This window comes from Kitasatospora sp. NPDC002040, from assembly GCF_040296785.1.
Classification (GTDB): Bacteria; Actinomycetota; Actinomycetes; order Streptomycetales; family Streptomycetaceae; genus Kitasatospora.
The window spans coordinates 177,004-188,159 of sequence record NZ_JBEOXV010000009.1 but is presented as its reverse complement, the minus strand read 5'-3'; the positions used below and the strand labels follow the sequence as shown (position 1 = coordinate 188,159).

The window sequence follows — 11,156 nt, the reverse complement described above, 5'->3', positions numbered from 1 at the left end:
GACCTGACACCGTGCATACCGACCGGGCGGATGGGCATGGATGATTGGTCCATGTCAATCACTCCCCCGGAGGCACCTCAAGTGCTGCGCAAACACTGGGCGTTGCTCACCGCCGCCACCACTCTGCCGCTCGTTCTCACCACCTCGGTGGGCATCGCCGACGCGGCCCCCGCCGCAGCCACGGTGACCTGTGCCTACACCCCGGCGGTGCCCGCCGACAACTTCAAGGGCATCCCGGTCTTCGACGCCAAGAAGGGCGCACAGCCGTACAGCGCGACCCTGAAGACCACCCAGGGATCGATCACCTTCAAGGCGCTCACCGACAAGGCGCCGTGCACCACCTTCTCGTTCCGCTTCCTGGCCGAGCACGACTACTTCGACAAGAGCCACTGCCACCGGCTCACCACCGAGCGGATCTTCGTGCTCCAGTGCGGCGACCCCACCGGCACCGGCAGCGGCGGCCCCGGCTACTCGTTCGCGGACGAGAACCTCACCGGCGCCACCTACCCGGCCGGCACCGTCGCCATGGCCAACGCCGGTCCGAACACCAACGGCAGCCAGTTCTTCTTCGTCTGGAAGGACACCAGGCTCTCCCCGGCCTACACCCCGTTCGGCCAGGTCACCGGCGGCCTGGACGTGCTCCAGAAGATCGCGGCGGCCGGCTCGGACTCGCAGAACAACCCCGGCGACGGCTACCCGAACCTGCTGCCCACCTTCAAGAACGTCAAGATCAGCAAGCGCTGACCCGGGCCCCGGCTCCCGTACGGTGGTGCTCCCCACCACCGTACGGGAGCACACGCATGGACAGCGCCACCTGGGACGCCCTCGACCGCATCGTCGACTGGCTCGACCACGAGAGCCGACTGCCGCCGGGCGAGGAGAAGTTGCTCCGCATCCTCAAGGTCACCGAGGAGGCCGGCGAAGCGGCCCAGGCCGTCCTCGGCGCCACCGGCCAGAACCCCCGCAAGGGCACCACCCACACCTGGACCGACGTCGAGCACGAACTCTGCGACGTCGTCTTCGCCGCCCTGATCGCCCTCCGCACCCTCACCCCGGACGCCCGCACCGTCTTCGCCGACCGCCTCGCCCACGTCACCACCCGCCCCCGACAGCCCGCCGCCCCCGAGCAGACGTAGTCCACTGGGGGGCGGGCCGGTTCGACGGGGGGTCAGGCGTTGGGGGCCACCCGGGAGAGGCCGTTGATGATGCGGTCCATCGCGTCGCCGCCCTGCGGGTCGGTGAGGTTGGCGAGCATCTTGAGCACGAACTTCATCAGGATCGGGTGGGTCAGGCCGCGCTGGGTGGCGAGCTGCATCACCTTGGGGTTGCCGATCAGCTTCACGAAGCCGCGGCCGAGGGTGTAGTAGCCGCCGTAGACGTCCTTGAGGACGGCCGGGTAGGCGTGCAGGGCGCGCTCGCGGCCCGCGTCGGTGATCCGGGCGTGGGCCTGGACGATGACGCCGGCGGCGAGTTGGCCGGATTCCATCGCGTAGGCGATGCCCTCGCCGTTGAAGGGGTTGACCATGCCGGCCGCGTCGCCGACCAGCAACAGGCCCCGGGTGTAGTGCGGCTGACGGTTGAACGCCATCGGCAGGGCCGCGCCGCGGATCGGGTCGGTCATGTTCTCCGGCGTGTAGCCCCACTCGGCCGGCATCGAGGCGCACCAGGCCTTGAGCACCTCGCGCCAGTCCAGCTCCCCGAACGCGGGCGAGGAGTTGAGGATGCCGAGGCCGACGTTCGAGGTGCCGTCGCCCATGCCGAAGACCCAGCCGTAGCCGGGCAGCAGCTTCTTCTCGCCGCCCCGGGTGTCCCACAGCTCCAGCCAGGACTCCAGGTAGTCGTCGTCGTGCCGGGGCGAGGTGAAGTACGTCCGGTACGCGACGCCCATCGGGCGGTCCTCGCGGCGGTGCAGGCCCATCGCCAGCGAGAGCCGGGTGGAGTTGCCGTCGGCCGCGACCACCAGCGGGGCGCGGAAGGTGACCGGCCGCTTCTCCTCGCCCAGCTTGGCCGTCACGCCGACGATCCGGCCGGTCCGGTCGTCCAGCACCGGGCCGGTCACGTTGGCCCGCTCGTACAGCCGGGCCCCGGCCTTCTGGGCCTGACGGGCCAGCAGTTCGTCGAAGTCGGCGCGCTTGCGGACCAGTCCGTAGTCCGGGAAGGCGGACAGCTCGGGCCAGTCCAGCTCCAGCCGGACGCCGCCGCCGATGATCCGCAGGCCCTTGTTGTGCAGCCACCCGTTCGAGGTCGAGACGTCGATCCCCATGTCCACCAACTGCTTGGTGGCGCGCGGGGTCAGACCGTCGCCGCAGACCTTCTCGCGCGGGAACTCGGTCTTCTCCAGCAGGAGCACGTCCAGACCGGCCTGGGCGAGGTAGTAGGCGGTCGTCGCCCCGGCCGGCCCGGCGCCGACCACGATGACGTCGGCGGTGCTCTCCACGGTCTCGCTGCTGTCGCTGCTCAGGTCAACTGCGGTCTCGGACACGGCTGGGCACACTCCTGCGATGCGGTCGGCTGGGCTTGGACGAGTCTAGCTAGGCCTTGAAGCCCCGGTGCAGAGCGACGATGCCGCCGGTGAGGTTGCGCCAGGCGACCTTGGACCAGCCGGCCTGCTGCAGGCGGGCGGCCAGCGCGGGCTGGTCCGGCCAGGAGCGGATCGACTCGGCGAGGTAGACGTAGGCGTCCGGGTTGCTGCTGACAGCGGTGGCGACCGGCGGCAGCGCCCGCATCAGGTACTCGGTGTAGACCGTGCGGAACGGCGTCCAGGTCGGGGTGGAGAACTCGCAGATGACCACCTTGCCGCCGGGCTTGGTGACCCGGTACAGCTCGCGCAGCGCGGCGTCGGTGTCCTGCACGTTCCGCAGCGCGAAGGAGATGGTGACGGCGTCGAAGCTGTCGTCCGCGAACGGGAGCTTGGTCGCGTCGCCCGCGGTGAGGGCGAGTTCGGGGTGGCGGGCCTTGCCCTCGGTCAGCATGCCGAGCGAGAAGTCGCACGGGACCACGTCGGCGCCCGCCTCCGCGAACGGCAGCGAGGAGGTGCCGGTGCCGGCCCCGAGGTCGAGCACGGTCTGGCCGGGCTGGGCGGCGATCGCCTCGGCCACCGCGCGGCGCCAGGCACGGGCCTGGCCGAGGGAGAGCACGTCGTTCGTACGGTCGTACTTGGCGGCGACGTCGTCGAACATCGCGGCGACTTCGTGCGGCTGCTTGTCCAGAGAGGCTCGGGTCACGACCCCCATTGTTCACCACGGCGCAGCGCAGCCTTCTGCAGGGCGCTCGGTTGCCCTGCCAAGGGCGCGGCGAACGGTGCCTGACCAGCCCTCGGACAGGCGCTAGCGCAGCGCGCGGCGGCCGCCGGGCTTGCGGCGGCGGCGGGAGCGCTTGCCGTGGGTGAGGGCGGGCATGCCCTCGCCGAAGGACTCGGTGGCGAAGGCGACCGTGGTGCGGATGCGGGTGGTGCGGGTGGCGGCGCGGGCGCGGTGGTGGCGCCAGATCCGGGCCGCGCATAGGGCGAAGAGCACCAGCGCGATCGGCACGCTGGTGCGGGCCAGGCCGACACCGGCCGGCTGGGGGTAGCGCTTGCCGCAGACCCGGACGGCGCCGGGGTCGGCGGCGGCGTACTCCAGGCAGATCGGGTCACCGGCCCTGGCGTGCTCGGGCAGCCAGAGGTCGGTGGCGGTGAGCGGGCGGCCGTCGGCCCGGTAGCTGATCGAGCTGTAGGTGGCACTGCCGGCCGGGAGTTGGGTGATGGTGCCCTGGACCCGGACGGGGTCGGCGCCGATCCGGTCGGCCTGGTCGGCCTGGCGCCAGCCGAGCAGGCACATGCCGAGGGCCAGCACCGCGCTCAGCACGGCCGCGAGGTACCAGCCTCGACCAAGGCGCGCGCTGCGCGGACGGGGAGCGGTCGCGGATCGCATGGTTCCTGTCGGCTTGCCGGACCGGGCTGGGGAGGACCCGGTGGAAGAGCACCCGTCCGCAGTACGGAGGGCTGACCGGGATCGTAACCGCTGGCGACCCCTCAGGTCACGGCGAGCAGCAATCAGTTTGTGTGAATAAAGCGGGAGTTAGTGCACTTACTTCCGCTTGACGGCCCGCCAGGCACACTGGTGGACCGGCGGTCGGCCGGCTCAGCGGCGGCGGTACAGCAGCCGTCCGCCCAGCACGGTGGCGAGGCAGCAGCCCGCGCCGGTCCGTTCGAGTTCGGCCACCGACCCGGCGGCGAAGACCGCGAAGTCCGCCCGGCCGCCGACCGTGAGCGGCCGGTGCACGACCGAGGCCAGCGGCGCACCGGCGAGCGGGTCCAGGCCCCCGGGCGGCCCGTCCGTACCCGGCACCACGACCAGGCCCGAGCGGGTCACCGCGGTCCGCACCGCGGGCAGCGCGAACGGGCCGGCCAGCGCCGTCACGCCGTGGCCGAGCAGCCGCTGCAGACCGAGCCGGGCGCTCCCGCCCCGGCGCTCCGCGGGGACGTCCAGCAGCAGCGGCCCGGTGCCGAGCTCCTCCCGGGGGTCCGGGTGGTACGCCGTCTCCAGCAGCCACTGCCCCGATCCGCACCGCAGACCGGGCGTCAGCAGCCCGTCCCACTCCCGCACCCGGGCCCCTGCGGCGGCATCGGCCAGCGCGGCGTACGGGCCCACCGCCGCCACCACCGCGCCGTCGACCAGCACCGCCCCGTCGGGGATCGACGGGGCGGTGGGGTCCGCGACCAGGGCGGTGGCCCGGTGCAGCGTGAGCATCAGGGCGCTCAGGTGGTGGAGAGGATCTTCAGCTCGGGGTGCGCGGTGCCGCCCTCGAGCGCGGTGGAGGCGATGTGCGAGGCCACCCGGGGGTCGACCGGGTCGTTGGCCGGGTCGTCCAGCACCCGCAGGTGCTGGTAGGTGGTGGAGCGCTGGGCCGGGGTGCGGTCGGCCGCGCGGATCAGGTGGATCAGCTCGGTCAGGTTGGAGCGGTGCTTGGCACCGGCCATCGAGACCACGTTCTCCTCCAGCATCACCGAGCCGAGGTCGTCCGCCCCGTAGTGCAGCGAGAGCTGGCCCGCCTCCTTGCCGGTGGTGAGCCAGGAGCCCTGGATGTGGGCGATGTTGTCGAGGAACAGCCGGGCGATCGAGATGATCCGGAGGTACTCGAACACGGTCGCCTGGGTGCGGCCCTTGAGGTGGTTGTTCTGCGGCTGGTAGGTGTACGGGATGAAGGCCCGGAAGCCGCCCGTGCGGTCCTGCACGTCGCGGATCATCCGCAGGTGCTCGATCCGCTCGGCGTTGGTCTCGCCGGTGCCCATCAGCATGGTGGAGGTGGACTCGACGCCCAGGCCGTGGGCGGTCTCCATGATCTCCAGCCAGCGCTCGCCGGACTCCTTGAGCGGGGCGATCGCCTTTCGCGGGCGCTCCGGCAGCAGCTCGGCGCCGGCACCCGCGAAGGAGTCCAGGCCCGCCCGGTGGATCCGGGTGATGGCCTCCTCGACCGAGACCTTGGAGAGCCGGGCCATGTGCTCGACCTCGGAGGCACCGAGCGAGTGGATCACCAGCTCGGGGAACGAGCCCTTGATCGCGGCGAACGCGGTCTCGTAGTACTCGACGCCGTAGTCCGGGTGGTGGCCGCCCTGGAACATCACCTGGGTGCCGCCCAGCTCGACCGTCTCGGCGCAGCGGCGGAGGATCTCGTCCAGGTCGCGCGACCAGCCCTTGTCGCTCTTCGGCGCCACGTAGAAGGCGCAGAACTTGCAGGCCGTCACACAGACGTTGGTGTAGTTGATGTTCCGTTCGATGATGTACGTCGCGATGTGCTCGGTGCCCGCGTAGCGGCGGCGACGGACGGCATCGGCGGCGGAGCCGAGCGCGTGCAGCGGCGCGGAGCGGTAGAGCTCCAGCGCCTCCTCCGGGGTGATCCGGCCGCCGGCGGCCGCGCGGTCGAGGACGGCCTGCAGGTCAGTGGCGGACAGGTGAAGCTCGGACACCTTGCTGGCCTTCTTTCTCTTCCGACGTCGGACGCGAACCAGCCTACGCCAGCCCCGGCACGCCCTTTCGGGCGTGTCGGGGCCTGCGGGGCACCGGTCAGGCGGGCTGGAGCAGAGTGACCGTCACATCGGGCGCGAAGCCGCTGTCGTGGCCGACCATGCGGGCGAACTCGGCGATGCCCGCGAGCTGCCGCTCGCCGAGCGAGAAGTCCAGCGCCTCGCTGAAGTACCGCTCCAGCACCGGGGCTTCGAAGGACTCCCAGCGGGCGGCCTGCGCGGCGACCTGGCCGGCCTCGGCCAGCGAGAGGTCGCGGGACTCCAGGAAGGCCCGGTGCACCGCGGCCACCGTCTCCGGGCTGCGCTCGGCGTAGTCGCGGCGGGCGGCCCAGACCGCGAAGACGAAGGGGAGGCCGGTCCACTCCTTCCACATCGCGCCCAGGTCGTGCACCGCGAGGCCCTGCTGCGGCGCCTGCTCCAGCGAGGCGCGCAGGGCCGGGTCGCCGATCAGCACGGCGGCGTCGGCCTCGGCCAGCATCGCGTCCAGGTCCGGCGGGGCGGTGAAGTACTCGGGCCGTACGCCCTCGCGCTGCTCCAGCAGCAGCCGGGCCAGCCGGACCGAGGTGCGGGAGGTGGAGCCGAGCGCGACCCGGCGGCCGTCCAGCTCGGCCAGCGGCCGCTTGCTGACGATCACGCAGGACATCACCGGGCCGTCGCTGCCGACCGCGATGTCGGGCAGCACCACCAACTTGTCCGCGTTGCGCAGGTACTCCACGCAGGTGATCGGGCCGATGTCGAGCGCTCCGCCCACCAACTGGTCGCTGAGCTTCTCGGGGGTGTCCTTGGTGAGGTCGAGGTCGAGCAGATTGCCGGTCCTGGCCAGTCCCCAGTACAGCGGAAGACAGTTGAGGAACTGGATGTGCCCGACCCTGGGCCGTACCGCCGCCGAGCCACTCGTGTCCTGACCGGTCACCGTGCGTCCTTCCTACCTGCCCGTTTCGTGCGCTCTCCGCAGCGTATGCCCGTTGACGCCGGCGGGGTGGTCAGGGGGTGCTCACTATCTGTGCCACGCGCGCGCGGGACACGAGGAGCGTGGCCTTGGTCACCCCTGGTCGGGGCTGCCGCTGCGTGCTACGGTTCCATCCAGTTGCAGTTTGATTCCCCTTGCAGTACTTGAAGCCTGCGGAGCATGTAACCGCGGGCTTTTTGTAGTTTTTCAGCTTTATCGAAAAACTCCGGACCCTTCCGGAGGCGGGGCGATCAGCGCAGCGGACCGGCTATCACACGGTGTGGTAGCCGAAACGTCCCTCGCAAGGAGAACGGCATGGCTCAGGGAACCGTCAAGTGGTTCAACGCTGAGAAGGGCTTCGGCTTCATCGCCCAGGAGGGCGGCGGCCCCGACGTCTTCGTCCACTACTCCGCCATCAACGCGAACGGTTTCCGCTCGCTGGAGGAGAACCAGGCGGTTTCGTTCGACGTCACCCAGGGCCCGAAGGGCCCGCAGGCGGAGAACGTCACCGCTATCTGATTCATCTCCTCTGATGATCTGATCGCTCTGGACCCCACTACCTCGGGTCCGGCGGCGGCCTACCGGTCGCCAGCAAGAGCATGACGCGCAGTACCAAGGGGGCCCGCCACGTCTTCGGACGCGGCGGGCCCCCTGCCTCTGCGTCAGCCCCCACCAGGCATGATCGGGCCATGCACCTGCTACGGGCCTTCGACCGCCGACTGCACCGGATCGGGATCGACGGCTACCTACTCCTGCTGCTCGGCACCGTCGGCCTGGCCACCCTGTTCCCCGCCCGGGGCGCGGCCGCCGAGCTCGCGAGCGACTCGGTGAGCGTCGCGGTCGGGCTCCTCTTCTTCCTGTACGGCGCCCGGCTCTCCCCGCAGGAGGCGCTGGCCGGCGCCCGGCACTGGCGGCTGCACCTGCTGATCCTGGGCTGCACCTTCGTGCTGTTCCCGCTGCTCGGCGAGGCCGCCCGGCTGCTGCCCTCCTCGGTGCTCGCCCCGCAACTGGTCACCGGGGTGCTCTTCCTCACGCTGCTGCCGTCCACCGTGCAGTCCTCGATCGCCTTCACCTCGATGGCCCGGGGCAACGTCGCCGCCGCGATCTGCGCGGCCACCTTCTCCAGCCTGGTCGGCATCGTGCTCACCCCGCTGCTGGCGGCCTGGCTGCTGTCCGGCTCCACCGGGGTGCAGGTCAGCGGGCAGCAGATCCTGGACATCCTGCTCCAACTGCTCGCCCCGTTCGCCGCCGGCCAGCTGCTCCGGCGCTGGGTCGCGCCCTGGCTGCGGCGGCACCGCTCGGTGACCCTGGTGGTGGACCGCGGCTCGATCCTGCTGATCGTCTACACCGCCTTCAGCGAGGGCGTCCGGGAGGGCATCTGGAGCCGGGTGACGGTCTCCCAGCTGCTCTGGCTGGGCGCGATCTGCCTGACCCTGCTCGGCCTGGTGCTGCTCTTCACCGCAGCCGCCTCCCGCCGCCTCGGCTTCCCCCGCCCCGACCGGGTCACGATCCAGTTCTGCGGCTCCAAGAAGAGCCTGGCCAACGGCCTCCCGCTGGCCACCATCATCTTCCCGGCCGCCACCGTCGGCCTGACGGTGCTTCCGCTGATGCTCTTCCACCAACTCCAGCTGATGGTCTGCACGGTGCTCGCCCAGCGCTGGGCCCGGGCGGCGGACGCCGAGGGGGGCTGACCCGGAGCGGCCCCGGGGCGCGCACCGGGCGGCTCGCCCGCCGAATCCGACGGCCTCCCCGCAGCAGGGCCCGCCGTGGGCTATCACTGGGCACATGGTCCGACTACGAAGAGTCGTCATCTGCGCGCTGACCGTCCTGCTCGCCTGGCCGTCGACCGCCTCGGCTCCCGCGTCCGGCTGCCCCCGGCCCGCCGTGGTCGGGCACCGGGGCTCCCCGGTGAACGCACCCGAGAACACCATGGCCGGGTTCGCCGCCGCCGTCCGGGACGGCGCCGACTGGATCGAGACGGACGTCCTGACCACCAAGGACGGCGTCCCGGTGCTGTTCCACGACCCGACCGTGGAACGGCTGACCGGCGGCACCGGCCGGGTCGCCGACCTGACCGCGGCCGAACTGGACCGGCTGCGGGTCACCGTCGGCCCCGGCCCACCGGAGCCGATCCCCCGGCTGACCGAGCTGCTGGACCGGCTGCGCGGCCGCCGGACCAGGCTGCTGCTGGAGATCAAGGAGATCGCCCGCCCCGAGGACGCCACCGTCATCGGCCGACTGGCCGCGGCGAGCGGGGCCGACGTGGAGCTCTACTCCTTCTACCCCCAGCACCTCAGGACCGCCCACGCCGCCGCACCGCGGCTGCCGGTCACCCTGATCCAGAGCTCCTGGTACGCCCAGGACCCCGCCGGACTCCCGCTGGCCGCCCTCTCCCTGGAACACGTCCTGGCCACCCCCGAACGGATCCGCACCGAGCACGCCGCGGGCCGGGCCGTGTACGCCTGGACGGTCGACGACAGCCGGAGCTGGGAGACCCTGCTCGGCGCCGGCGCGGACGCGCTGATCACCGACACCCCGGGGGCCGCCCGCCGCTGGCTGGACGAGCGCTGCCCGGCCGGGGCGGCACCCTGACGGAACGTCGAAGGGCCCCCGCCGGTGATCCGGCGGGGGCCCTGGGGCCGACGGTGCGTCAGGCGGCGATGACGACCTTGGGGGCGTCCTCGGTGAGGAGGTCGCCGGTGGGGTTGTTGTACGCGTTGAGGTCGAGGGTCTTCTCGCGGGCCGCGACCAGGATCGGGACGACGGACTGACCGGCCACGTTGGTGGCGGTGCGGATCATGTCGAGGATCGGGTCGATGGCGAGGAGGAGGCCGACGCCCTCCAGCGGGAGGCCGAGGGTGGAGAGGGTCAGGGTGAGCATCACGATCGCGCCGGTCAGGCCGGCCGTGGCGGCGGAGCCGATGACCGAGACGAAGGCGATCAGCAGGTAGTCGCCGATGCCGAGGTCGATGCCGTAGACCTGGGCGACGAAGATCGCGGCCAGCGACGGGTAGATCGCGGCGCAGCCGTCCATCTTGGTGGTGGCGCCGAACGGGACGGCGAACGAGGCGTACTCGCTCGGGACGCCGAGGCGCTCGGTGACCCGGCGGGTGACCGGCAGGGTGCCGACCGAGGAGCGGGAGACGAAGGCGAGCTGGATCGCGGGCCAGGCGCCCTTGAAGAAGTTCAGCGGGTTGAGACCGCCGACGAAGCGCAGCAGCAGCGAGTAGACGCCGAACAGCACGATCGCGCAGCCGACGTAGACGTCGATGGTCAGGGTGGCGAACGGCTTGAGCAGGTCCCAGCCGTAGACGGCGACGGACTTGCCGATCAGGCCGAGGGTGCCGAGCGGGGCGAGCCGGATGACCCACCACAGGGCGGTCTGGGTGAGGTCGAGGATCGCCTCGTTGAGCTTGCGGACCGGCTCGGCCTTCTCGCCGACCTTGAGGATGGCGGCGCCGACCACGATGCCGAGGAAGACGATCTGCAGCACGTTCACCTTGAGGAAGGCGTCCGCGATGTTGGTCGGGATGATGCCGGTCAGGAAGTCGATCCAGGTGCCGGGCTTCTCCGGGGCCTTGAGGCCCTGGGTGGAGAGGTTGGCGCCCTCGCCCGGGTTGGTCAGCAGGCCGAGGCCGAGGCCGACGCCGACCGCGATCAGCGAGGTGATCAGGAACCAGAGCAGCGTGCGGCCGGCCAGCCGGGCGGCGTTGGTGACGTTGCGCAGGTTGGCGACCGAGAGCACGATCGCGGTGAAGACCAGCGGCGGCACCGCCAGCTTGAGCAGCTGGACGAAGGTCTTGCCGATGGTGTCCAGGGTGGTGGTCAGCCAGGCGACGTCCTGGACCCGGGCGACGTAGCCGAGCAGCAGGCCGAGGACCAGACCGAGGACGATCTGGGCCCAGAAGGGGACGGTGCGGACCTTCGCGAGGAAGGTGGGCGCGGGCGCTGTGGACATGGTGGTGCGGCTCCGAGGAAGGAGAAGGGGGAGGGGAGGACGGGGCGGCGACACGGCCGGGGCCGACCACGGCGGGGAGGAGCCGGGGGCCTCAGGGGCGACGTGCCGCCCGAATACAGCTGACGGTGCGACAGGCGCGACCGCTGTCCACAGCGCTGGGCAGGCACGCGCAGCGCATGAGCGGGGGGCTCATGTCCTGCTGCCGGGGCGCGCCTGAGGTGGTCATGGCCGACACAGTAGCAATA

The 11,156-nt window shown here is 71.6% G+C and carries 12 protein-coding genes; 5 read left to right on the top strand and 7 right to left on the bottom strand.

Annotation, left to right across the window (positions count from 1 at the left end; genetic code table 11):
- The first annotated feature begins 81 nt into the window (after positions 1-81).
- The gene (locus ABT118_RS21155) at positions 82-744 is read left to right on the top strand and encodes a peptidylprolyl isomerase (protein ID WP_350670853.1); all 663 of its coding nucleotides are present in this window, start codon (positions 82-84) and stop codon (positions 742-744) included.
- Positions 745-800: 56 nt separating this feature from the next.
- Entirely contained in the window at positions 801-1,136 is a 336-nt protein-coding gene (locus ABT118_RS21150) for a MazG-like family protein (protein WP_350670850.1), read from the top strand.
- 32 nt (positions 1,137-1,168) lie between these two features.
- On the opposite strand, the gene ABT118_RS21145 is transcribed toward ABT118_RS21150, so the two are convergent.
- The 6 genes from ABT118_RS21145 to ABT118_RS21120 form a co-directional block, all read right to left on the bottom strand.
- Positions 1,169-2,437 (bottom strand): geranylgeranyl reductase family protein, encoded by a 1,269-nt coding sequence (locus tag ABT118_RS21145; RefSeq protein ID WP_350671081.1) that lies wholly within the window; start codon positions 2,435-2,437, stop codon positions 1,169-1,171.
- 94 nt (positions 2,438-2,531) lie between these two features.
- Positions 2,532-3,224, bottom strand: a complete 693-nt coding sequence (locus ABT118_RS21140) for a demethylmenaquinone methyltransferase (RefSeq protein ID WP_350670847.1) — start codon at positions 3,222-3,224, stop codon at positions 2,532-2,534.
- A 102-nt stretch (positions 3,225-3,326) separates the two neighbouring features.
- Positions 3,327-3,911, bottom strand: a complete 585-nt coding sequence (locus ABT118_RS21135; protein WP_350670842.1) for a hypothetical protein — start codon at positions 3,909-3,911, stop codon at positions 3,327-3,329.
- 210 nt (positions 3,912-4,121) lie between these two features.
- Positions 4,122-4,730: a hypothetical protein gene (locus ABT118_RS21130; protein WP_350670839.1), complete on the bottom strand. Its 609-nt coding sequence runs from the start codon at positions 4,728-4,730 to the stop codon at positions 4,122-4,124.
- 8 nt (positions 4,731-4,738) lie between these two features.
- Positions 4,739-5,947, bottom strand: a complete 1,209-nt coding sequence (gene mqnC / locus ABT118_RS21125; protein WP_350670835.1) for a cyclic dehypoxanthinyl futalosine synthase — start codon at positions 5,945-5,947, stop codon at positions 4,739-4,741.
- A 97-nt stretch (positions 5,948-6,044) separates the two neighbouring features.
- Positions 6,045-6,917 (bottom strand): menaquinone biosynthetic enzyme MqnA/MqnD family protein, encoded by an 873-nt coding sequence (locus ABT118_RS21120; protein WP_350670830.1) that lies wholly within the window; start codon positions 6,915-6,917, stop codon positions 6,045-6,047.
- Between the two features lie 351 nt (positions 6,918-7,268).
- Here ABT118_RS21120 and ABT118_RS21115 point away from each other — a divergent pair, with 351 nt between their 5' ends.
- From ABT118_RS21115 to ABT118_RS21105, 3 genes are all read left to right on the top strand, one after another.
- The gene (locus ABT118_RS21115) at positions 7,269-7,472 is read left to right on the top strand and encodes a cold-shock protein (RefSeq protein WP_057227626.1); all 204 of its coding nucleotides are present in this window, start codon (positions 7,269-7,271) and stop codon (positions 7,470-7,472) included.
- 170 nt (positions 7,473-7,642) lie between these two features.
- Positions 7,643-8,644 (top strand): bile acid:sodium symporter family protein, encoded by a 1,002-nt coding sequence (locus ABT118_RS21110; protein ID WP_350670822.1) that lies wholly within the window; start codon positions 7,643-7,645, stop codon positions 8,642-8,644.
- Positions 8,645-8,738: 94 nt separating this feature from the next.
- On the top strand, positions 8,739-9,545 hold the full coding sequence (locus ABT118_RS21105) for a glycerophosphodiester phosphodiesterase (protein ID WP_350670815.1): 807 nt from the start codon (positions 8,739-8,741) through the stop codon (positions 9,543-9,545).
- A gap of 58 nt (positions 9,546-9,603) precedes the next feature.
- Here the strand turns inward: ABT118_RS21105 and ABT118_RS21100 are convergent, their stop codons facing one another.
- On the bottom strand, positions 9,604-10,911 hold the full coding sequence (locus ABT118_RS21100; RefSeq protein WP_350670812.1) for a dicarboxylate/amino acid:cation symporter: 1,308 nt from the start codon (positions 10,909-10,911) through the stop codon (positions 9,604-9,606).
- Positions 10,912-11,156 lie beyond the last annotated feature (245 nt).

Coding starts and splice junctions, on each gene's coding strand:
- ABT118_RS21150 (WP_350670850.1), top strand. CDS start 801: ATGGACAGCGCCACCTGGGACGCCCTCGACCGCATCGTCGACTGGCTC.
- ABT118_RS21135 (WP_350670842.1), bottom strand. CDS start 3,911: ATGCGATCCGCGACCGCTCCCCGTCCGCGCAGCGCGCGCCTTGGTCGA.
- ABT118_RS21130 (WP_350670839.1), bottom strand. CDS start 4,730: ATGCTCACGCTGCACCGGGCCACCGCCCTGGTCGCGGACCCCACCGCC.
- ABT118_RS21115 (WP_057227626.1), top strand. CDS start 7,269: ATGGCTCAGGGAACCGTCAAGTGGTTCAACGCTGAGAAGGGCTTCGGC.
- ABT118_RS21110 (WP_350670822.1), top strand. CDS start 7,643: ATGCACCTGCTACGGGCCTTCGACCGCCGACTGCACCGGATCGGGATC.
- ABT118_RS21105 (WP_350670815.1), top strand. CDS start 8,739: ATGGTCCGACTACGAAGAGTCGTCATCTGCGCGCTGACCGTCCTGCTC.
- ABT118_RS21100 (WP_350670812.1), bottom strand. CDS start 10,911: ATGTCCACAGCGCCCGCGCCCACCTTCCTCGCGAAGGTCCGCACCGTC.